We start from the raw sequence: 21,062 nt of genomic DNA on the forward strand, positions 1-21,062 counted from the left end.
CGGCGCGGGCGCTGCCCAGCGTGCGCTCGAAGGCCGCGCGCGCCGCCGCTGCGCCTTGCACCGAGAGCGCCACGCCGCCCACGTCGGACTTGTGCGGGATGTCGCGGCTGACGACCTTCACCACCACCGGGCCACCGAGGGTCTCGGCCGCGTCGGCAGCGGCATCGGCATCGCTGGCCACGCGGTGCGGCACCACCGGCACGCCGGCGCGTGCCAGCATGGCCAGGGCCTGCGGCTCGTTCAACCCGCCTTCGGGCAGGCGGATGGGATCGCCGTGCGGCGCGGGGCTTGCCGCCGCCTTTGCGTCGGCCGGTCGATGCGATCCGGCCAATGCCGCGAGGGTGCGGATGCCGTCCGACGGGTCGGCGAAGACGAGGCAGCCCATCGCTTCCACCTCGGCGCGGCGCTCGGGTGCGAGCAGGGTGCTGATGGCCAGCACGGTGTCGGGGTAGGCGGCACGCAGCGACGCGACCAGTTCGCGCAGCACGGGCCAGAAGGCGTCCGACGCGCCGGCGGCGGCCAGGAAGCCCATCCACGAGGCGAAGCCGCGGTCCTCCAGCATCAGGCGCGCGCTGCGCTCCAGCAGCGTCATGTCGTTGGTGACCTGGCCGGTGATGTCCACCGGATTGCGCGGCGCCGCGAAAGGGACCCACTCGCGCAGCTGCGCCTGGGCCGCGTCGCTCAGCGGCGGCACGTCCAGACCCTGCTGCGCGGCGTCGTCGGCCATCAGCGCGCCCACACCGCCGGACAGCGTGAACAGGCCGATGGAACGATCGCGCGGGCGGCCTGCCACCGCGGCGCTGTGCGCGAGGTCGAAGAACTCGGTGAGGCTGTGCGCGCGCAGCACGCCGTAGCGGCGGAACACCGCGTCGTAGACCGCATCGTCGCCGGCCAGCGCGGCCGTGTGCGAGGCCGCGGCCTGCGCACCCAGCGCGGTGCTGCCGACCTTGACCATGACGACCGGCTTGCCGCAGGCCTGGGCCAGTGCCAGCGCCTCGCGCAGGCGCTGGCCGTCGCGGCAGCCTTCCATGTAGGCCATGATCACATCGGTGTCCGGGTCCTGCGCGAGCCAGGCCAGGCAATCGGCCAGCTGCACGTCGGCCTCGTTGCCGGTGGTCACCCACAGCGACAGGCCCACGCCGCGCTCGCGCGCCATCGAATAGGCATAGGCGCCGAAGGCCCCCGACTGGCTGACCAGCCCGATGCGACCCGCCGCCACGCGGCCCACGCCGGGCGCGGGCGAGAAGGTGGCATACACGTTGCGCCGCAGGTTCATCAGCCCCAGGCAGTTGGGGCCGATCAGGCGCACCCCGGCGGCGCGGGCGCGCTGGGCCAGGCGCGCCTGTGCGGCGCTGCCTTCGGGCCCGACCTCGGCGAAGCCCGACGAGAAAAGCACCACGCCCTTCACGCCGGCGGCAATGGCGTCGTCCAGCGTGTCGTCCACCAGCGCGGCGGGCACGGCGCAGATGGCCAGGTCCACCGGCTGGCCGATCGCCTGCAGGCTGGGCCAGGCCGGAAGGCCCTGCACCTGCGTGGCCTTGGGATTGACGGCGTACAGCGCCCCGTCGAAGCCGAAGCGGCGCTGGTAGTCGATCGGAATGCCGCCGATCTTCTGTGCGCTGGACGAGGCGCCGACCACCGCGATCGAGCGCGGCGCGAAAAGTGCCGACAAGGTGTCGGGCCGGAAGGCGGGGGAGGTCATGAGGCGTGCGGGTTGGTGGAAGTACCTCGCTACGATAAAAATGGACCCCTGCGTAATCTGTCAAAAAGCCGACAGAGTGACGCAGGTCTCCCTAGGGAAAACCCGTCGCACCACTCACCATGCCCGTGCCCAAGCGCTCCCACGATTCCGGCGAAGACGCCGCCTTGATGGCGCGTGCGCTGCGCTGGATCGAACCGTTCTCGCACTGGCCGCATGCGCGCCTGGAGCAGGTGCTGAAATCCGCGCGGCTGGAGCGCTACCGGCGCCGCACGCAAGTGCTGGCGCATGACCGCGGCCGGCGCGAGGTGCTCGCGGTGGTGTCGGGCTGCCTGGAGGTCAGCAGCATGAGCGCGCACGGCCGCAAATACGTCAACGCGCTGCTGGGCCCCGGCCAGGTGGCGCCGCTGGTGCGGCTGCTGCAGGACGTGCCGCTGCCCTACGACTACCACGCGCACGAGGACTCGGTGATCATCCACCTGCCCAGCGACGCGATGCTGGCCGCCATGGACGCCGAGCCCATCCTCTGGCGCGACGTGGCCCGCCTGGCGCTCAAGCGCCAACGGCTGAGCGTGGCGACATTGCAGGGCCAGATGCTGGGCAGCGTACGCCGCCGTCTTGCCGCGACCCTGCTCAACCTGACGGAGTACTACGGCCGCCAGCGCGAGGCCGACCTGAGCCTGCGCCTGCGCCTGTCGCAGCACGACCTGGCCGCGATGCTGGGGCTGTCGCGCCAGACCATCAACAAGGAACTCGGTGCCTTCGTCGAGGCCGGCGTCATCGCCTTGCGGTACCGGCACATCTCGGTGCTCGACACAGAGCAACTGCGGCAGATCGCCAGTTCGGACTAGTGCTTGAAGCCGTCCTCGCGCTGCGCGCGAATGGCCAGTACGAGGACGGTTTCGATGTCTGCCAGGTACCGGTAGAGCGCCACGTAACCCCGCACACCCTTGCCGATGACGAGCTCCCGTTTTCCGCCCTGAACGGGTCTTCCAATCAGCGGACTATGAGCAAGCACACGGACGGCCTGGCGCAATTCCTCCATGCGATCCGAAATGTCGTTCGCACCGTGCTGTTCCAGGTGTTCGATGAAGCGGTCGAAATCGTCCAGCACCTGAGGTGCGAGTTTGACGCGCGTCATTTGCCTGCGTCAGGGCACGAGTTTTCGGGCTGCTGGTTTCCGCGCCTTCCGGCCTGCTGCGCGTGCTTGCAGGTAGGTCTCCGCGTCAGCCCATTCAACGACCTTGCCCGTGCGCAGGATGTCAGCCCACCGTTCGTCTGCAATTTGGTGAAACGCGTTGTCCATCTCGACGCGATCGAGTGTTTCGGACAGGGCATCCAGGATGAACGCATGCGATGACTTGCCGGCTCGCTCGGCAGCAGCGGAAATGCGCGCCTTCAGGCCTTCTTCGATGCGAATGGTGGTGGTGGGCAAGATCGCCTCCATGGATAGGTGATCAATGTAGCACATTTGTGCTGCATGGGTCCTTCGAGGCCCTGTGACCGCTATGCCACGCCAGCCATCGGCTGGGCACGCGCATCGCCCTCACGCGCGGCCGCACCGCTGGCCATGGTGGCCAGCAGCACCTCTTCCACCTGCGCCACGATGCGCCCCCAGCCCGCCTCGCCGGCGCACAGGCGCGCGCGCTGGCCCATCTGGCGCGCATGCTCGCCGTCCGCGACCAGCTGGCGCGCCAGGCGCACGAATTCGTCCTCGTCGCCCAGCCTCGCGATCAGGCCGTTCTCGCCGCTGCGGATCATCTGGCCCGCGCTGGCATGGTCATAGGCCAGCACCGCCAGGCCGCTGGCCATGGCTTCGAGCGTGACGTTGCCGAAGGTCTCGGTCATGCTCGGGAAGACGAACAGGTCCGCCGACGCGTAGTGGGCTGCCAGCTCCTCGCCGCGCCGGGTGCCGGCGAAGACGGCGTCGGGCACGCTGGCCGCGAGCTGCTGCGCAGCGGGGCCGTCGCCCACCACCACCAGCTTCGCGTCGGGCCGCTGCGCGCGCATCGCCTGGAAGGCATGGGCCAGCGCGCCCAGGTTCTTCTCCGCGGCCAGGCGGCCCACGAACAGCGCCACCGGCGTCTGCGGGCCGGCACCCCATTCGCGGCGCAACGCATCGCTGCGGCGGGCCGGGGTGAACAGGTCGGTGTCCACGCCGCGCGTCACCAGCACCAGCCGCTCGAAGCCGTTGGCACGCAGCTGCTGGCGCAGGCTTTCGCTGGGCACCATGGTGAAGGCGGTGCGGTTGTGGAACTTGCGCAGGTAACCCATGATGGGCCGGTACAGCCAGCCGATGCCGTAGTGCCTGCTGTAGGCGTGGAAGTTGGTGCGAAAGTCCGAGCACACCGGCAGCCTGAGCTTGTGCGCGACCTGCAGCGCCGACCAGCCCAACGGCCCCTCGGTGGCGATGTAGACCAGGTCCGGGCGCTGGCGGCTCCACAGCTGGCCGAGCGCCTTGTTGGCCGGCATGCCCATCTTCATCTCGGGGTAGCGCGGAATCGGCACGCCGCGCATCAGCACCTCGTCAATGCCGTTGGCGCGGCGGGCCAGGTCGGCATCGGTCTGGCGCGGGCGCACCAGCTGGATGTCGTGCTGCAGCGCGCGCAGGCCCTCCACCACCCGCTGCAGCGTGAGCGCCACGCCGTTGACCTCGGGCGGGTAGGTTTCGGTGACCACCGCGATGCGCAGCGAGCGCCGCGCCGGCGGCATGTGGTCGACGACGATCGGGGCCAGCAAGGTGCTCATGAGCGCGAATGCTCGCCCCCGATTGCAACAGGCAGATGACGGTGCGCACACCGTCACCAAGAATTCACGCGCGCTCGTCACGATGCCGTCACGCGCCGCGCCACCTCCGAGCGCCGCGGGCGCCATTCCTCTTCCTCAAAGCACAGGAGAACCCGTGAACGACTTCTTCCGCACCTTGGCCGAGCAACGCTGGGACGACCACCGCTACTACCACCACAGCCGCATCAACCAGACGCTGCACCTGGTGAGCGCGCTCAGCTTCGTCATCGCCTACGCGCTGCTCTTCATCGACCCGGTGGCGGCCGCGCTGCTGGGCTGGTGCGTGTCGATGACCAGCCGCCAGGCCGGCCACTTCTTCTTCGAGCCCAAGGGCTACGACCATGTGAACCAGGCCACGCACGAATACAAGGAAGAGATCAAGGTGGGCTACAACCTGCAGCGCAAGGTGGTGCTGATGGGCCTGTGGGCGGCGGTGCCGGTGGTGCTGTGGTGGGACCGCACCCTGTTCGGCCTGATGGCGCCCACCACCGGCTTCGAAGGCTACGTGCGGCAGGTGGGCCTGGCCTGGCTGATCCTGGGCGCGGCGGGCCTGCTGTTTCGCACCTTTCACCTCTTCCTGCTGCAGGACGTGAAGACCGGCCTGGTGTGGATGACCAAGATCCTCACCGACCCTTTTCACGACATCAAGCTCTACTACCGTGCGCCGCTGCATCTCTTGCGCGGCGAGCTGATCGACCCCACGCATGGGGCTCAGGCGGCCGATCGCAGGCACGCCTGATTCGCTCGTCTACTTCTTCCAGCGTTGCGCGACCATCTCGCGCAGGATGCCGCGCTTGATCGACTTGTTGCTCAGCGCCCCGTCGTGCCCCTGCCACCACCAGCCGTCGGCCTGCATCGTGCGGGCCGCCGCCACGAAGCGCTCGCACACGGCCTCGAATTCGGCGTCGCCGTAGTTCAGGCTGAAGATCAGGCGGCCCGTGCCCACCCAGCTCAGGGCCAGGCCCTGCGCGCGCAGGTAGTACTGCAGCAGCCAGTTGTAGCGCGAGGGCGCGGTGTACATCACCGTCCAGATCGAGGAGATGTTGGCCACGCGCACCGGCAGGCCCGCGTCCGCCATCGTCTGGTTGAGCCGTGCGGCGCGCGCGTTCCAGCGCTCGTCCAGGCCGTCGTAGAGCGCCTTCACCTCGGCCGTCTCGATGCGCCGCAGGAACGCGTTCATCGCGCCCATCACATAGGGGTGCGCGTTGAAGGTGCCGCGCGCGAAGCAGATGTCGGCCGGGCGCTCTTCGCGGTAGCGCTTCATGAGCGCCGCGCGGCCGCACACCACGCCGACGGGCAGGCCGCCGCCCAGCGTCTTGCCGTAGGTCACCATGTCGGCTTGCACGCCGAAGTATTCCTGCGCGCCGCGCGGCGCCAGCCGAAAGCCCACGAAGATCTCGTCCATGATCAGCACGATGCCGCGCTCGCTGCACACCTGGCGCAGCTTCTGCAGCCACGCGGTGTAGGCCGCGCGGTCGAAGGCGGCCTGGCGGCTGCTGTCCACCAGCGCGGAGTCGCCCGGCGCGCCCGCGTTGGGGTGCAGCGCCTGCAGCGGATTGACCAGTACGCAGGCAATGTCGCGGCGCTTGCGCAGCACCTGCAGCGTGCGCTCGTCCATCTCGCGCAGGGTGTAGGTCTCGTGCGGCGGCAGCGGGTTGCCCACGCCGGGCTGCACGTCTTCCCACCAGCCGTGATAGGCGCCGCAAAAGCGCACCAGGTGCGTGCGCCGCGTGTGGTAGCGGGCCAGGCGCACGGCCTGCATCACGGCCTCGGTGCCCGACATGTGGAAGGACACCTCGTCCAGCCCCGAGATGGCGCGCAGCCGCTGCACGTTCTCGGTCACGCACGGGTGGTAGGCGCCCAGCACCGGGCCCAGCGGTTCGGCCAGCCGGCTGCCTTCGGCGATGCACTGCCTGTAGAAGTCCACGCCCAGCAGGTTCACGCCGTACGAGCCGGTGAGGTCGTAGAACCTCTGGCCATCCAGGTCTTCCACCATCACGCCGCTGGAGGCCTGCAGGAAGGCGCCCACCGGCAGGTGCTCGCGCACATGCGGGCTGTACTGGAAGGGCACGCGGTAGCTGCTGGTGAACTGCAGGTCCGAGAGGGCAGGGCGAGCCTCGCGCGTGGCCGCGATGGAGCGCGCATGGCGCGTGCGCAGCAGCTGCGACAGGGCTTCGAAGCCGGCGCGCCGGCGTGCCTGCACTTCGGCCGGCGCACCGTCGGAATCGAAGAAGCGCGCTTCGTCGTACGCATAGCCCGGCAGCTGCGCCGCCACCCGCCTGGCCATGCGCGAATGGCCGGTGAGCGACGGGTGCTTGGCGCGCGAGAGTTCCAGCCGGCGCCAGGCCATGGGCAGGGTGGCCAGGGTGGCCGCCACGGCGACGGAAGACAAGAGGAAGGTCTGGGTCATGAATTCATAGGTCTCGTGAGCACACCCTGTCTGTCTATCTCTCCTTCTTGACGCCCTCATGAAAATGCTTCGACACATCCGTGATGCCCTGCTGCAGCAGGAGGACATCAACTTCCTGCTCACCAACCGCGTGCCGCGCGTCGCGCTGACCCGCTTCATGGGCTGGTTCAGCAAGATCCGCAACCCGCTGGTGCGCGAGCTTTCCATCGGCACCTGGCGCCTGTTCACCGAGCTGGACCTCAGCGAAGCGAAGAAGACGCGCTTTGCCAGCATGCACGACTGCTTCACGCGCGAACTCAAGGACGGCGCGCGACCCATCGACCCCGACCCGGCCGTGATGAGCAGCCCGTGCGACGCCATCGTCGGCGCCTGCGGCCCGGTGGCCGGCATCGAGGTGTTCCAGGCCAAGGGCTTTCCGTATTCGGCGGCCGAGCTGTTCGGCGACGCGCAGGCGGTGGAGCCCTTTCGGGGCGGCACCTTCGTCACCCTGCGGCTGACCAGCAGCATGTACCACCGATTCCATGCGCCGCACGACTGCACGGTGGAAGAGGTGCGCTACCTCTCGGGCGACACCTGGAACGTGAACCCGATCGCCCTCAAGCGCGTGGAGCGGCTGTTCTGCCGCAACGAGCGCGCGGTGCTGCGCACGCGGCTGGCATCGGGCGAGCCTGTAGCCATCGTGCCGGTGGCAGCCATCCTGGTGGCCAGCATGCGCCTGCATTGCCTGGACGTGCTGCTGCATCTGCGCTACCGCGGCCCCGACCGGGTGGCGGTGAGCGTGCCCTACCGCAAGGGACAGGAGATGGGCTGGTTCGAGCACGGCTCGACCCTCATCGTCTTCGCGCCCAAGGGCTTCGTCCTGGCCGATGGCATCGAGACAGGTACGCGGATTCGCATGGGGCAGGCGCTGATGCGGCTGCCCGGGCCGCGGCCGGACGCGTAGGCTCCGGCCATGCGTGCAAGCCCCGGTGCACTGGGCGCCCGGGCCTTTCTACGATGGGCGCATGCACGCAAGCTCCTCCGTCCCGCCAGGCCGCGCCAAGGGTGCCCGGACCGATGTTCCCTTCGAGGCCATCGTCGAGCAGTCGGTCGCCGGCATCTATGTGATCCAGGACGACCACTTCGTTCATGCCAACAGCACCTGGGCCGCGATTGCCGGGTACACGCGGGAAGAGGTGGTGGGCATGCCGCTCGCACGCCTGGTGGCGCCGGACTTTCTGGACGAAGTGCGCGCGCGCGTGCAGGCGCGGCTGCAGGGCAATCCGCCCAGCATGCACTTCATCACCCGCGGCCAGCATCGAGACGGCCACGTGGTGCTGGTGGAGGTGCACGGGTCGCGCATGAACTTCAAGGGTCGTCCGGCCGTGATCGGCGTGGGCGTGGATGTGACCGAGCGCCTGCGCAACGAGGCGCAGCTGCGCCACCTCCTGGACCAGGTGCGGGCGCTGAGCAGCCACACGGCGCTGGCCCTGGAGGCGCAGCGCAATGCGTTCGCGCGCGAGGTGGAGCAGGGCCTGGGCGGCATGCTCAGCAGCATCCGCACCGATGCGGCCCGCATGCTGCACAGCGCGCCGGCGGGCGAGCTGCAGTCGCTCACCGAACGCCTGCTGGGCATGACGCAGCAGGCCGTGGACGCGGCCCGGCAGATCGCCGATGCCTTGCGTCCGGCGGAGCCTGCGCCCCTGCCGGGCCCCACGGCGCAGCCTGCGCACCGGCGCCTGGGCGAGCGCGAGCAGGAGGTGCTGCAGTGGCTGCTCAAGGGCCTGTCGCCCACCGAGATCGGCGCGCGCATGGGCATCAGCGTCAAGACGGCCAGCACGCATCGCAGCAACATCCTGCGCAAGCTGGAGGTGGGCAGCACGGCCGAGCTGGTGCTCTACGCCGTGCGTCAGGGATTGGTGCAATGAGCTGGCGCCGATAGCTGGTTGCCGGGCGCCTGTCAATCAGCCGATTCCGAGCGCCGCTCGGGGATTGATCAGGAGCCTCGGGACCCGGATGTTTCCAAGAATGCGCATGCGCAACCGTCGAGTTCGCGCATGACGACAACACAACAGGAGACAGCCGTGAGCCTCAATTTCCTGCATGCGCTTCGCGCGCTGCATGCGCGCTGGCGCCGCCTTGCGCTGGTCAGCGTCGTTCTCGTGGGCACCACCCTGCTGGGGCTTGACCCGGCGCTGGCCGCCTACGACCAGCAGCTGACCCGCCAGCTCGACGCCGGCAAGATCTACGGCAAGCTGGACGCCAACAACACCCATGCCTTCCTCGGCGTGCCCTTTGCGCAGCCGCCCGTGGGCGCGTTGCGCTGGCGTGCACCGCAGCCGCCCGTGCCCTGGGCCGGCTCGCGCGCGGCCACCAGCTTTGCTTCGATGTGCGCGCAGATCGGCAGCTTCTTCGGCGAGCCCGACCCGGCCACCTTCGACCAGCCGGTGGGCAGCGAGGACTGCCTGTACCTCAACGTCTGGCGCCCCAACTCCAGCAGCGACAAGCTGCCGGTGCTGTTCTGGATACATGGCGGCAGCAACCTCAAGGGCTCGGCCCGGGAGCCGCTGTACAACGGCGCGTACCTCGCGGCCAAGGCCAACATGGTGGTGGTCACGGTGCAGTACCGCCTGGGCATGCTGGGCTGGCTCAAGGCGTCGGCCCTGGCCACCGGCGACGCCAGGGACGACTCGGGCAACTTCGCCACGCTGGACCTGGTGCGCGGCCTGGACTGGGTGCGCACGAACATCGGTGCCTTCGGCGGCGATGCCAACCTGGTGACCGTGGGCGGCCAGTCGGCCGGCTGCATCAACACCTGGGGCCTGCTGCAGTCGCCGCTGGCGGCCGGCAAGTTCCAGCGGGCGCTGTGCATGTCGGGCATTCCGAACGGCTACCCGTCCGTGGTCGGCCAGCTGGCAGCCGATGGCCTGGTCGACAACCTGCTGGTCGACAGCGGCCGTGCGTCGACCACCGCGCAGGCCGCCGCGCAGCGCCTGGCCATGAGCCAGGCCGACATCGCGGCGGTGCTGCGCGGTGCCACGGCGGCGCAGATCATGAAGTTCACGCCGTATCCCGTGGTGCCGGGGCACTTCACCGACGGCACGGTGATCCGCGCCAGCGGCCTGGTGGGCCTGGTGGCCGGCAACTACAACAAGATGCCGCTGATGATCGGCTCGACGCACGACGAGGGTTCGTACTTCGCCTATTCCTTCGGCATGGGCAAGCCCAGTGCCCAGGAGTACTGGCAGCTGGCCAACGACGCGGCCCCGGGCACGGTGAGCTACAACGACCTGATCAAGCCGGAGTTTCAGCCCATCTACACGCAGACGCACGAGGCCATCAGCTACGCGCTGGACAACGTGATCGACAACGTCGTGCGCCTGCTGCGGCTGCAGCAGGGCAGCATCTACCGCTACAACTACAACTGGAACGACACGCCGCAGCCCTGGAAGGACACCTTCTCCGCCTTCCACGGCATCGACATCGCCTCGCTGTTCGGCAACTTCGTGACGAGCGAGCCCAACTTCATGCACTTTGCCTGGGACGCGAACAACGCGGCCAGCCGGCAGGCGCTGTCGAACCGCTTCATCAGGCACTTCGCGACCTTTGCCCGCACCGGCGCACCCTCGCAGCTGTTCGACGGGCAGACGCCCTGGCCCGACTGGACCAATTTCACCTGCTGCGTCAAGCGCATGGTGTTCGACAACACCTCGTACATGTCGTCCGCCGACAACTTCTTCTTCTGGCCGCGCTATGCGCTGCTGTCGCCGCAGCAGAAGGACTACCTGTGGAAGGTGATCGACTTCAACGCGCTGCCGGAAAACGTCGACCCGCTGCGCGGCGGCCCGCACTAGGCGGCGTGGGCATCGCCTGAGCACAGCGCCAGCGCATGGGCGCTGTGCGCTTTTTCACGCGATTGCGACATCCGTCGAGGCGGGGTTGCTGCGCCACGACGCTTTCATCCATTTGGGGGATTCGACGCGGGCCGGGGCTCCCGGAGACTCCGCTCCGCGTCGGTAATTGTGTCTGACTGTTTCATGACACGAACCGTTGCACCGTCTGCGAGAGGGCGGACGGCTCCAACCACCAAATCAGACGAAAGAGGAACCCCAGAGATGAAGCGAATCGAAGTGCTGGCCAAGTCGGCAACCGCCTGTGCGGCCCTGTTGCTCGTGGCAGCTTGCGGAGGCGGCGGCAGCAGCAGCGGCAGCAGCAACACCGGCGGCACGGCGCCGGCCAGTTCTCAGCCCAGCGTGAAGCTGTCGGGCACGGCGGCCACGGGCGCGGCGCTGGCCAATGCCAGCGTGGCTGTGAAGTGCGCCAATGCCACCGGCACGGCCACCACGGATGCCAGCGGCAAGTATTCGCTCAGCCTTACCGGCGGTGCGCTGCCCTGCGTGATCCAAGTGACCGGCGAGCAGGGCGGCGTGGCCGTCACGCTGCACTCGCTGGCCGAGGCCGGCACCACCGATTCCGCCAGCGGCACCACCAGCGCCGCCGCCAACGTCACGCCGCTCACCGAAATGATCGTGGCCCAGCTCAGCGCCGGCCTGCCCTCGGACCTGTTCGCGGCTTTCGGCAACGGCACCGCCGTGAGCAGCGAGCAGCTCGTGACGGCCACCAATGCGGTGCTGACCGCGATCAAGGAAGCGACCGGCATCGACCTGGGCACCATTGACCCATTCAAGGCACAGCTGGTTGCCGCTACGAGCGGCGCACCCGACGGCGGCAACGACTACGACAAGCTGCTCGACTCCCTGGGCACCAAGATCAGCATCGAAGCACTGCCGCAGGTGGTGAACCAGATTGCCAACTCGTCGGGCAGCGGCAGCTCGACCGGCTTGGGCGATGCCATGGAATCGGTCCAGAAGGGTCCGCTGGCCGGCTGCCCGATCGCCGCGAGCGGCAAGTACCGCACCATCGACCACTATGGCCGCACGACGGTGCGCGACATCGACTTCGGTGCCGGCACGTACAAATCAGCGGACGGTTCGGTGTCGCTGGCCATCACGGCCGATCCGGCCAAGCCCTGCGAGTTCACCGCCGACGGCACGCAAGAGACACCCACCGGCGCGGAGCAGGTGCACTTCGACTTCGCGGTGGGCAGCGCCGGCCTTGCGCTCTACCGCTCGCAGAACCAGACGACCGGCCGCACCAGCGTGGGCTACATGTTCCCGGTGCAGTCGCATGTCAAGTCCGCACTGGCGGGTACCTGGTCGATGCTGCAAAGCGGCTACACCCCCTACGACGGCTTCATCCACTGGATGGAGCAGATGACCTTCAAGTCGGACGACAAGATCGACATCTGCGACATCGACTACCGCAATGCCCCCGGCACCTGCGTCGCGGACCCCGAGGCCAACATCAGCGTGGCGGCCCGCAGCGACGGCGGCTTCGACGTGATCGGCGTCGAGGACGGCGTCAGCGGCCCGGTGGCCAACATGTATGCCTATCGCGCACCCAGCGGTGCGGTCAACGTGTTCGGCACCACCAATCCGGCAGGGCTGCGCAACGCCAGCGGCGTGGAAGTGGAGGAGACGCACTTCATCCTGACCAAGCACCAGACGCTGGCGGTGCCGGCCGTCGATACGGTGTCGAAGTACTTCGATGCGCAGCTTTGGCGCGAGCTCGGGCCGAACACCCAGAACGTCACGTCGGCACCTGTTGCCGACTCGAACAAGGTGACCGGCGTGAATGGCAATACCGTCACCCGCGAGCGCGCCAGCGACGGGCGCATCGACACGGTGCACTACAACGATCCGATGGCCGGCGTACGCCACCGCGACGCCGGAACCAACCCGGACGGCACGCCCTTCGCGGAAGTCCTGCAGGTCACCGTCCCGGGTGCCGGCCTGACCGTGTCGATCAACGCACAGCCGGCCAGCGCGGGCAGCCAGCGGTATATCTACGCGCCGAGCGTGCAGCGCAACTGATCGTTGCCTTTCGCCTTCAGCGCTCCACCGGCATCGCATCGCTGAGCACCGCCAGCTTCGTGCCGCTGCTGCCCGTATGGATGGGTGCCTGGGTGACCAGCAGCGTATCGCCCGGCTTCATGGCGGCCAGCACCGCGTCGTGGAAAGGCCTGGGCATGCGCACCCGCTCGATCACCGCGGCGTCGAGCGCGTGGCCGGCCTCGCCGGCATGGCCCGGCACCGCGGTGAAGATCCATTGCGCACGGCCCTGCGCGTCGCGCGTGAGCGTGAGGGCATGCGTGGCGAAGTCCTGGTCGGGCAGGCTCACGCGCGCGCGGCCGATCTCGACGCCGCCGCGCAGCACGATGGCGCGCTGGTCGGACTTGGACAGCACCACCGACATCGGCCCTTCAGGCGAGAGCTCGGGCGTCCAGCGCCAGTCTTCGCCTTCGGCCAGCGGCATGCGCACGCTGTCGGCACCCTTGCCGTCCATCGGTGCCAGCACGCCTGCGGCTGGCGTCATCCGTACCGTGCTGCCGGCGCGTCCCGCCACCACCACCGTGCCGTGCATCTGCGTGGTGGCAAAGAGCAGGCGCGCGAACTCGTAGGGCAGGTGGATGCAGCCGTGGCTTTCCGGATAGCCCGGCAGCCCGCCCGCGTGCAGCGCCACGCCGTCCCAGGTCAAACGCTCCTGGTAGGGCATGGGCGCGGCGTTGTACTTGCTGGAGCGGTGCCTGGCGTCTTTCTGCAGGATCTGGAATACGCCGGTGGGCGTTTCGTGCCCGGGCTTGCCGGTGGACACGGTGCTCACGCCGATGCGCACGCCATTGCGGTAGATGGTGGCCACCTGGCGGCTCAGGTCCACGTAGATGGTCACCGGCCCGCTGCGCGAAACCTCCGGCGCCCAGACCCATTCGCCCGGCTTCAGCGAGTCGGCCTTTTGCGCCAGCTCGACTTGCGAACTGGCACGGGCGCCCTGGGCGGCCGCCAGCTGCCACAGGCTGCCAGGGGCCAGGATCAGCACCGCGGCAACGGCGGGCAGAAGGATGGGGTTCATCAAGGCGCGTTGCTCCGTGAGTGGGTTCGACCGCACTTTAAGCGGTGTAGTCGCCGCTGGCCTCGGGCTGGTAGACGATCTCCAGCACCTGCGCCGCGCCTTCCTCGCCGCCCGGCGTGCGCCAGCGCGCCATGGAGCCGACACGAGTGCCGATGAGCGCCAGCCCCACCGGCGAGAGCACCGACACCTGCCCCGCGGCGGCATCGGCGTCGGCCGGATAGCAAAGGGTGATCGTCTGGCGCTGGCCGGTCTGCGCATCGGCGATCACCAGCCGGCTTCGCATCGTGACCACGTCGGCCGCGACTTCCTGCGGACTGACCACATCGGTGGCGTCCAGCAGTTCGTCGAGTGCGGCCAGCGGCTGGCGGCCCTGCAGCTTGGTCAGCCGGACGTGGTCGAGTTCGGTGAGCGTGCGCTCGCCGTGAATGGGGGTTGCTGCGGTTGCTTGCATGACGCATTCCAATCGAATTCAAGGGCGGCGTGCTGCACGACAAGGTCTTTGGGCAGGCGGCGGCCGCGAACGCGCGGGTGGTGGTGGCCCGGCGATCGATGGTTTGCGCGAAGAAGAAAGGTCAGGGTGAGGATCGCCGGGCGCAGGAGAGTGCGGCAGGCTGGCGCATGGGCGCCATGGCTCGGTTTCGAAGCGCGACGCGCGCGCGCAGGCCGGCCGCCACGGTGGTGGTGGCAGCACTTGCAGCGGTGCGGTCGATTCGGAAAACCAGGTGGATCATGAAGAAGAAAGGACAACGGGCCGCGAAGGGCGGCCCGGGGTTCGGCTGGATTGTCTCAGATTTGTTTGCCCCGAGAAGGAGCCTGAGAACGACCACCGCCGCGGCAGCGCCTCAATGCCCGGGCACGAAAAAGAACGCCAGCCCGAAGATGAGATACACCGAGAGCAGCAGCACGCCGCGCAGCCAGTCGGAGCGGCCATCGCCGGCGACCTGGCCGGTGATCAGAACCGACAGCAGCACCGCCGCGACCAGGCCGCCTGGAAACACCAGGTCCATCGGCGCCGGTCCCACCCACAGGCTGGCGAGCACCAGCACAGGAGCGACGAACAGTGCGACCTGCACGCTCGATCCGATGGCAATGGCAAGCGACAAGTCCATGTGATTCTTCATCGCCGCCGTGATGGCGCTGGCGTGCTCGGCGGCGTTGCCGAGAATGGCCACCACAAAAACGCCGACGAAGACACTGCTCAAGCCGAATTCATGCGCGGTGGGCTCGATCGCGCCGACGAGTATCTCGCTCACCCATGCGATGGCGGCCGTGGACGCCGCCAGGATGAGCAGCGATTTCTGCATCGGCCACGGCGGCGGGGCGTCGGCCGCTTCTGCATGCGCGGTCGAGCCGGCGAACAGCGACGCGTGCGTGATCAACGAGAACACCAGGAACAGGCCGTAGACCACGAGCAGCACCACGGCGATGGACACGCTCAGCAGCACCACGTCGTGCGTCAGGCCGGTGGACAGCCCCGGCGTCCCTTGCGCGATGCCCCTGCCCACCGCGATGCTGTACGCGGCCGGGAGCACCAGCGCGATGGCGGACAGTGTCAGCAGCGTGGCCTGCGAACGCGTGCCTGCGGCGTTGTAGGTCTGCTGCGAATGACGCAGACCGCCGGCCAACATGGACGCGCCCAGCACCAGCAGGATGTTGCCGATGATCGAGCCCGCAATCGAGGCCTTGACGACATCGTGCAGGCCCGCCCGCAGTGCGGCAAAGGCGATGATCAGTTCGGCCGCGTTGCCGAACGTGGCGTTGAGCAGGCCGCCGATGCCCTCTCCGGTTTGCTCGGCCAGATGTTCCGTTGCGCGGCTCATCCAGCCGGCCAGCGGAAGGATGGCGACGGCGGCCGTCAGGAACACGAGCAAGTGCTGATGCGGATAGAAATGCTCGATGGCAATGGTGATGGGAACGAAGACCAACAGCCAGTTGAACATGCCGCACTCCGGTTTTCGCCCCGAACAGTACCCGACATCTCGTCTGCGCAGCAATGTCTCGCACCGCGAGGGACGACGAGCAAGGCAGTGCGCCCCCGCCGCATGGAAGGGCCGTACCTGATTGGATGGGGAGGAAAAGTACTTGGAGCGGGCGAAGGGAATCGAACCCTCGTATGAAGCTTGGGAAGCTGCCGTTCTGCCATTGAACTACGCCCGCGTCGAAGCGGATTCTAGCGGCTGTCCGGGCCGGGGCTCAGCACCTGGGCAGGATGGGCCCCCAGGACCGTGCGGGCCGAGGCAAAAGTGCAGAAGATGCCACGCCTACTTCGACGCCGACTTGTGCATCGCGTCGACGCCGACTGCGTTCTCGGGAACCGGGGCGAGACGGCCCACGAAATCGATGAAATAGGGCAGAAGGATGTCGTTGCCGTAGGCGCTGAGATGGTCGGAATCGAAAAACAGCGGCCGGCCGCCGACCTTGGCACTGCATGTATCGCGCTGGCACAGCGCAGGCAATGGGTCCCAGACGACGACGGCCTCGTTCGCGGCATGCATGCGGGCCAGCGTGGCCATGACGGGCTGGCGCAGGTTCTCCAGATAGTCGCGCGGCAGCGACTCGCCGCGCTGGCATCCGCGGCTGTCGCGGTTGAACCAGTCGGAGCATCGGTACGGGCTGCTCATGTAGAGCGGCTTGGGCGCTTCGATGATCACCTGCACGCCCCGGTCGGTGATCCGGCGCAGGATGGCCGAGGCATCCTGCTCGGCGGACGCGCGTTCGGTGCGGGCCGTGGCATTCCAGACGGCGTCGTGCATGCGGGCCTTCTCGGCGTCGAGTGCAAGCTGTGTGAATCGAGGCAGGCGCAGCGAAGGCAGGAACAGCACGTCGCCGCGCGTCATCTGGGGCAGGATGTGGTCGATGACCTGGGCGTTGTAGCGCGCGCAATCGGCTTGCCGTTCATCCTCCAATCCCAGGCTCATGAAGGCGCAGCCGCCGCGCGTGAAGTGCACGATGCGCGTGTCCGTCTCGCGCGCGAACTTCCCGAGCATGGTCGCGTAGGAGCCTGAATGGGAGTCGCCGCTGACATACAGCGTCCGCTGGTTTGCCGCTGCCTTCGCGCCGCATCCGGAAGGGGTGACGCGCGTGAACTGGCCGCCCAGAAAGCCGGTACTCGATATCTCCACGTGACAGCCGGTGGCACCGCGATTGGCGTCGTTCCAGTTCACGTACCAGTCGGCGCTGTTGCGTGCGACGGTGCTCAGCGATAGCCGGGGCTGGGCCGCATTGACCAGCACCGAGGCCGCGAGGCCGGTTGCAAGAAGTGAAAGCCCTGCGCCGATGGTGACCGGGCGCGCCAGGCGCGGCCCGATGCGTCGTGTGGGCATCTCGACCCAGTAATAGGAAAGGGTGGCGAGCGCGAAGGCCATCGCCACGGCCAGCAGCTGAACCGCGGGAGATTCGAGCCCGGTCGTCCAGCGCGCGAGCACGACGACCGGCCAGTGCCAGAGATAGAGCGAATAGGAAATCCGGCCGATGAAGCGGATTGCCGGAAGCGACAGCACGCGCTGGACTGCACCGCCCTGGCGCCCATGGACGAAGCCCAGCAGGCCGAGCGTTCCGAGCACGGGCAGGATGGCCGCGGGCAGGGGCGCCGCCGCAGGATTGGCGGTCCACAGCCCGGCCAGCAGCACGGCGAGCGAAACCGCTGCCCACCTGTTCGCGGCCGTGCTGGGCGGGCTGTCGGTGTCGAAGGAATGCCCCCGGTTCGCCATCCATTGAAACAGCAGCACACCGGCGGCAAGCTCCCAGAAGCGACTCCAGATCAGGTAGAACGCGCTGAGCTGATTGACCTTGGCCAGCCACAGCGCACACACGAGCGACGCCGCGAGCCCGCCCCAGAACAGACCGGTGGACAAGCGCCGCCGCCCCAGGATCCACGCGAAGAACAGCAGCGGAAAGACCAGGTAGAACTGCTCTTCCACACCCAGCGACCAGGTGTGGGTGAAGGGGTTGTATTCGGCGTGCGGAGAAAAATAGTCGCGGCCGCGGTGCGCCAGCAGCACGTTGGACAGGCCGAAGAATGCAAGAACACCGGTGCGCTGGTTGGTGTCGCTCAGATAGGCGTTGGGAATGAACAGCGCGGACACGGCCGCCGTCGCAACCAGGCAGACCGTGAGCGCGGGGACGATCCGCGTGACCCGGCGCGAATAGAAGATCAGCATGAAGGCGCCCATGCGCATCGGCGGCAGCTTGTGCACCGAGGTGCTGACCACGAAGCCGGAGATCACGAAGAACACATCGACGCCGGTGAAGCCGCCGGGCAGCCAAGCGGGATTCAGGTGGTAGGCCATGACGCTCAAGACCGCGACGGCCCGAAGGCCGTCGATGTAGGGGGCGTAGTAGCCGTGCTTTTGCTCGCGCATCCTTGTCTTTTCCGCTGTCATGGGGGCGTCGCGCTACGTCCGTGCAGGAGAAGCGCTGGCGATTGAGTCACGACACGAATGCTGCAACAAAAGTATGCATTTGTGTAAAAATTTCGGCCTACAACAATTCGACCGACCCGCTGCCGCGATCGACGGGTTGGCAGAGATCGAGAGGTGCAATGAGCGCGCGCATACCGGAATTGACGGGGCTTCGTTGCGTGGCCGTGATGATGGTGGTCCTGACGCACGCGGCAGGCACCTTCGAGGGGGGATATACCGGCGTTCTCTATCCGCTCAGGTATTTCTCCAACGGAGGGCTGGGCGTGCAGATCTTCTTCGTGCTCAGCGGCTTCCTGATCACGAACCTGCTGCACGCGGAATGGAAGGCCTGGTCGGCCATCGACCTGCCGCAGTTCTATTTGCGCCGCACCCTGCGCATCTGGCCGGCGTTCTATGCCTACATCCTCGTGCTCGTATTGCTTTCGGCCTGTCAGGTGCTCGACATCGGCTGGCGGCAGTTCGCCTTTGCGGCGCTGCATGTCTGGAACTACTCGGAGGCCCTGGGCCTGGGGCAGTCGCATGTGCAGCATCCGGACGGCGCCTGGTACCTGGGCCATTTCTGGACCTTGGCGCTCGAGGAGCAGTTCTACTGGTTCTGGCCGCCGCTCCTGATCTTCCTGCTGCGCGGACGCGGCAAGGGATGGCTGCTCGGATTGATCCTGCTCATGCCGCTTGTGAGGGTGGCCTTCTATTTTCTGACCCCGAGCCTGCGCGGCCAGCTGGGCATGATGCTGCACACCGGCGTTGACTCGATCCTCATCGGATGCCTCACGGCGCTCGGCCTGCCTCGAATCCAGGATGTTCTCGAACGGCACCATGGCGCGGCCCTTGTCACGGCCTGCTGCATCGCGCTGGTGTTCGTGAATCCGCTGCTCGGCTCGGCGCTCGGCAATGCCTGGTCCGCCACCTACGGAACGACCTTCAACGGCGTGTGCATTGCCGTGATCCTCGCCGGCCTCGTCACGATGAAGGACCTCTGGCTCTCGCGGCTGTTGAGGCTGCGGCCGTTCATCTTCGTCGGGACCATCTCGTACAGCCTGTACCTGTGGCAGCAGCTCTTCCTCGTCAAGGACTCGCTGCTGGCATGGGCCTACCCGTTCAACATCGTGCAGGCCTTCGCTGCCGCGACGCTCAGCTATTGGCTGATCGAGACGCCGTTCCTGAAGATCAAGGATGGGCGCAAGCACAAGCGCGCGATGGCGATGGCGCCGCAGGCTGCCGGCGACACCACGGGCGGAAAGTGATCCCTGCGCCTTCTTGCGGTCAACGGCTCCCGGTGATGCTCAGCGCGCGCTGCTGCGATGGACACGCGCTGCCGCGGGCGCAGGCTGTGCGAGCTCGTCGAAACGTGCGCGCGCCTGCAGCACGCCGGCCCTGTTGGCCACACCCCAGACCGCGAGCGCGTGCGCCGATTCGATCAGCGAGCGGCCGAGCGCGCTGAGTTCATAGTCGACCTGCAAGGGCACGGTGGATGCGACGGTGCGGACCACCAGCCCGTCGCGCTCCAGGCCGCGCAACGTGAGGGTGAGGATGCGCTGGGAGATGCCTTCGATGCGGCGCTTGAGCGCATTGAAGCGCAACGGCCCCGGCTTGAGCGCACAGACGATGCTCAAGGTCCATTTGTTGCCTACGCGCTCGAAGGTCTCGTGGATGATGGGGAAGTATGGACACGGGTCCGACCCTTCGGCCGGCGCGGCAGCGGGGGCGCATTCGGTGCCTCCCTTGCTGTCGAATGACATGGATCTCTCCTCTCAGTCGAATGGCGATGGCGCAAGTTTTTTTGATGTCCCTTCATTGCATTGTGTGACGTCGATCTCCGAAGTGCCTAGCGAAAGCTTGTAAGGACTTTGTTGCGAACGAGGGCGCATCGCGCCTCTTTTGGTACTTCGGTTTTCCTTTGGCGAGATGCACTCATCGCACGAAGGCAGGTGACATCCGTGTGCCTTCTTGTGCCTGCGAAAACCGGCTCCTATTCTTCGCGCGGCAAGACGGTCCGGGCCCGGTCCACGAACCCGCCGCTTGCTTGAACGAAGCGTGCAAACCTCACCTCACGGAGCAAAGAACAATCCATGAAACGACGTCTGTTCTCCCTGGGCCTCACACCTCTTCTGGCCGCCTCGCTCGTGCTCGGTGGCTGCGCTGCCGGTACCGGCAAGCAGGTCTTGTCCACCGACAAGGTCTATCCGGCGATCGGTCCGTATTCGCAGATGGTGGGCTACGGCAACCTGTTGTTCATCTCGGGCGTGATTCCGCTCAACGCCAAAGGTGACGCGGTGATGGGCACCACCACGGAAGAGCAGACGCGCATCGTGCTCGACTACATCGGCACCAAGCTGCGCTCGCAAGGGCTGGGCTATGCCGACGTCCTGTCGAGCACGGTGTACATGAAGGACCTCAACGAGTTTCCGTTGATGAACCGGGTCTACGGCGAGTACTTCAAGACCGATGCGCCCGTGCGCGCGACCGTCGAAGTCGCCCGATTGCCGCGCGATGTTCGCATCGAGATCGCGGTGATCGCCGGCCGCCGGTAAGTCCGCCTCCCTTTTTCCGTCGCCTCCGTTTTTTCGAACGCGCCACAGCGGCGCGGCGGGGGTTCTTGCGCCCTTGAAGACCAACCAGGAGATCAACCGATGACTCACAGCGCATCCGATTCGCCGGCCCACACGAGCCTTGAGCCTGTTCATGCCGATCCGGCGGCCGTTTCGCGATGGCCGTCCAAGCGGCGCGAATTCCTGCGCATGCTCGGCGCGGGCGCAGGCCTGGCCGCGCTCGGCCCGCTGGCGGCCTGCGGCGGCGA

General features: G+C 67.6%; 18 protein-coding genes and 1 tRNA gene. 8 read left to right on the top strand and 11 right to left on the bottom strand.

From position 1 onward, the window contains the following. Positions 1-1,702, bottom strand: a 1,702-nt coding sequence (locus tag VSO01S_RS21060) for an acetate--CoA ligase family protein (RefSeq protein WP_068644766.1), incomplete at its 3' end; no start/stop codon positions are given. A gap of 125 nt (positions 1,703-1,827) precedes the next feature. Here VSO01S_RS21060 and VSO01S_RS21065 point away from each other — a divergent pair. Beyond that, positions 1,828-2,550 (top strand): Crp/Fnr family transcriptional regulator, encoded by a 723-nt coding sequence (locus VSO01S_RS21065; RefSeq protein WP_245684279.1) that lies wholly within the window; start codon positions 1,828-1,830, stop codon positions 2,548-2,550. On the opposite strand, the gene VSO01S_RS21070 is transcribed toward VSO01S_RS21065, so the two are convergent. The 3 genes from VSO01S_RS21070 to VSO01S_RS21080 all read right to left on the bottom strand — a co-directional run bounded on the left by VSO01S_RS21070 (position 2,547) and on the right by VSO01S_RS21080 (position 4,447). After that, positions 2,547-2,840, bottom strand: a complete 294-nt coding sequence (locus tag VSO01S_RS21070; RefSeq protein ID WP_068644767.1) for a type II toxin-antitoxin system RelE/ParE family toxin — start codon at positions 2,838-2,840, stop codon at positions 2,547-2,549. The two genes, VSO01S_RS21065 and VSO01S_RS21070, sit on opposite strands and share 4 nt — an antisense overlap. Before the next feature lie 9 nt (positions 2,841-2,849). Then, complete coding sequence (locus VSO01S_RS21075; protein WP_068644781.1) at positions 2,850-3,134, bottom strand: YlcI/YnfO family protein; 285 nt, start codon at positions 3,132-3,134, stop codon at positions 2,850-2,852. 71 nt (positions 3,135-3,205) lie between these two features. Further along, complete coding sequence (locus VSO01S_RS21080) at positions 3,206-4,447, bottom strand: glycosyltransferase family 4 protein (RefSeq protein WP_068644768.1); 1,242 nt, start codon at positions 4,445-4,447, stop codon at positions 3,206-3,208. A gap of 154 nt (positions 4,448-4,601) precedes the next feature. Here VSO01S_RS21080 and VSO01S_RS21085 point away from each other — a divergent pair, with 154 nt between their 5' ends. Beyond that, positions 4,602-5,225 carry a hypothetical protein gene (locus VSO01S_RS21085; protein ID WP_068644769.1) on the top strand — a complete coding sequence of 208 codons (624 nt, stop codon included), beginning with the start codon at positions 4,602-4,604 and terminating at the stop codon, positions 5,223-5,225. A 9-nt stretch (positions 5,226-5,234) separates the two neighbouring features. Here the strand turns inward: VSO01S_RS21085 and VSO01S_RS21090 are convergent, their stop codons facing one another. Then, the gene (locus tag VSO01S_RS21090) at positions 5,235-6,896 is read right to left on the bottom strand and encodes an aminotransferase class III-fold pyridoxal phosphate-dependent enzyme (RefSeq protein WP_068644770.1); all 1,662 of its coding nucleotides are present in this window, start codon (positions 6,894-6,896) and stop codon (positions 5,235-5,237) included. 58 nt (positions 6,897-6,954) lie between these two features. Between VSO01S_RS21090 and asd the strand changes: the two genes are divergently transcribed. From asd to VSO01S_RS21110, 4 genes are all read left to right on the top strand, one after another. Then, complete coding sequence (asd, locus tag VSO01S_RS21095; RefSeq protein ID WP_084242016.1) at positions 6,955-7,839, top strand: archaetidylserine decarboxylase; 885 nt, start codon at positions 6,955-6,957, stop codon at positions 7,837-7,839. A 61-nt stretch (positions 7,840-7,900) separates the two neighbouring features. Next, positions 7,901-8,803, top strand: coding sequence for a PAS domain S-box protein (locus VSO01S_RS21100; protein WP_153305354.1), 903 nt, complete (start codon positions 7,901-7,903; stop codon positions 8,801-8,803). A 156-nt stretch (positions 8,804-8,959) separates the two neighbouring features. Next, a complete protein-coding gene (locus tag VSO01S_RS21105; protein ID WP_068644773.1) occupies positions 8,960-10,729 on the top strand; it encodes a carboxylesterase/lipase family protein in 1,770 nt (589 codons plus the stop codon). Positions 10,730-10,990: 261 nt separating this feature from the next. Then, on the top strand, positions 10,991-12,808 hold the full coding sequence (locus tag VSO01S_RS21110) for a hypothetical protein (RefSeq protein ID WP_068644774.1): 1,818 nt from the start codon (positions 10,991-10,993) through the stop codon (positions 12,806-12,808). Between the two features lie 16 nt (positions 12,809-12,824). On the opposite strand, the gene VSO01S_RS21115 is transcribed toward VSO01S_RS21110, so the two are convergent. From VSO01S_RS21115 to VSO01S_RS21135, 5 genes are all read right to left on the bottom strand, one after another. Next, a complete protein-coding gene (locus VSO01S_RS21115; RefSeq protein ID WP_068644775.1) occupies positions 12,825-13,844 on the bottom strand; it encodes a L,D-transpeptidase family protein in 1,020 nt (339 codons plus the stop codon). Between the two features lie 37 nt (positions 13,845-13,881). Next, positions 13,882-14,295, bottom strand: a complete 414-nt coding sequence (locus VSO01S_RS21120) for a GreA/GreB family elongation factor (protein WP_068644776.1) — start codon at positions 14,293-14,295, stop codon at positions 13,882-13,884. A 391-nt stretch (positions 14,296-14,686) separates the two neighbouring features. Continuing rightward, entirely contained in the window at positions 14,687-15,784 is a 1,098-nt protein-coding gene (cax, locus tag VSO01S_RS21125; RefSeq protein WP_068644777.1) for a calcium/proton exchanger, read from the bottom strand. Between the two features lie 143 nt (positions 15,785-15,927). Continuing rightward, positions 15,928-16,001 (bottom strand) — tRNA-Gly (locus VSO01S_RS21130). Positions 16,002-16,105: 104 nt separating this feature from the next. Continuing rightward, positions 16,106-18,205, bottom strand: a complete 2,100-nt coding sequence (locus VSO01S_RS21135) for an acyltransferase family protein (RefSeq protein ID WP_245684280.1) — start codon at positions 18,203-18,205, stop codon at positions 16,106-16,108. A 41-nt stretch (positions 18,206-18,246) separates the two neighbouring features. Here VSO01S_RS21135 and VSO01S_RS21140 point away from each other — a divergent pair, with 41 nt between their 5' ends. After that, complete coding sequence (locus VSO01S_RS21140) at positions 18,247-19,509, top strand: acyltransferase family protein (RefSeq protein WP_153305355.1); 1,263 nt, start codon at positions 18,247-18,249, stop codon at positions 19,507-19,509. A 39-nt stretch (positions 19,510-19,548) separates the two neighbouring features. Here the strand turns inward: VSO01S_RS21140 and VSO01S_RS21145 are convergent, their stop codons facing one another. Continuing rightward, positions 19,549-20,004 (bottom strand): winged helix-turn-helix transcriptional regulator, encoded by a 456-nt coding sequence (locus VSO01S_RS21145; RefSeq protein WP_084242019.1) that lies wholly within the window; start codon positions 20,002-20,004, stop codon positions 19,549-19,551. Between the two features lie 330 nt (positions 20,005-20,334). Between VSO01S_RS21145 and VSO01S_RS21150 the strand changes: the two genes are divergently transcribed. Further along, on the top strand, positions 20,335-20,796 hold the full coding sequence (locus VSO01S_RS21150; protein WP_068644779.1) for a Rid family detoxifying hydrolase: 462 nt from the start codon (positions 20,335-20,337) through the stop codon (positions 20,794-20,796). The last annotated feature ends 266 nt before the right edge of the window (positions 20,797-21,062 follow it).

It is taken from the genome of Variovorax soli NBRC 106424 (assembly GCF_001591385.1).
GTDB classification, from domain to species: Bacteria; Pseudomonadota; Gammaproteobacteria; order Burkholderiales; family Burkholderiaceae_C; genus Variovorax; species Variovorax soli.

Excerpts from the sequence above, each read along its gene's own strand:
- VSO01S_RS21145 (WP_084242019.1), bottom strand. The coding sequence starts at position 20,004 with ATGTCATTCGACAGCAAGGGAGGCACCGAATGCGCCCCCGCTGCCGCG.
- VSO01S_RS21100 (WP_153305354.1), top strand. The coding sequence starts at position 7,901 with ATGCACGCAAGCTCCTCCGTCCCGCCAGGCCGCGCCAAGGGTGCCCGG.
- cax (WP_068644777.1), bottom strand. The coding sequence starts at position 15,784 with ATGTTCAACTGGCTGTTGGTCTTCGTTCCCATCACCATTGCCATCGAG.
- VSO01S_RS21070 (WP_068644767.1), bottom strand. The coding sequence starts at position 2,840 with ATGACGCGCGTCAAACTCGCACCTCAGGTGCTGGACGATTTCGACCGC.
- VSO01S_RS21115 (WP_068644775.1), bottom strand. The coding sequence starts at position 13,844 with ATGAACCCCATCCTTCTGCCCGCCGTTGCCGCGGTGCTGATCCTGGCC.
- VSO01S_RS21135 (WP_245684280.1), bottom strand. The coding sequence starts at position 18,205 with ATGCGCGAGCAAAAGCACGGCTACTACGCCCCCTACATCGACGGCCTT.
- VSO01S_RS21080 (WP_068644768.1), bottom strand. The coding sequence starts at position 4,447 with ATGAGCACCTTGCTGGCCCCGATCGTCGTCGACCACATGCCGCCGGCG.
- VSO01S_RS21150 (WP_068644779.1), top strand. The coding sequence starts at position 20,335 with ATGAAACGACGTCTGTTCTCCCTGGGCCTCACACCTCTTCTGGCCGCC.
- asd (WP_084242016.1), top strand. The coding sequence starts at position 6,955 with ATGAAAATGCTTCGACACATCCGTGATGCCCTGCTGCAGCAGGAGGAC.
- VSO01S_RS21120 (WP_068644776.1), bottom strand. The coding sequence starts at position 14,295 with ATGCAAGCAACCGCAGCAACCCCCATTCACGGCGAGCGCACGCTCACC.
- VSO01S_RS21090 (WP_068644770.1), bottom strand. The coding sequence starts at position 6,896 with ATGACCCAGACCTTCCTCTTGTCTTCCGTCGCCGTGGCGGCCACCCTG.
- VSO01S_RS21110 (WP_068644774.1), top strand. The coding sequence starts at position 10,991 with ATGAAGCGAATCGAAGTGCTGGCCAAGTCGGCAACCGCCTGTGCGGCC.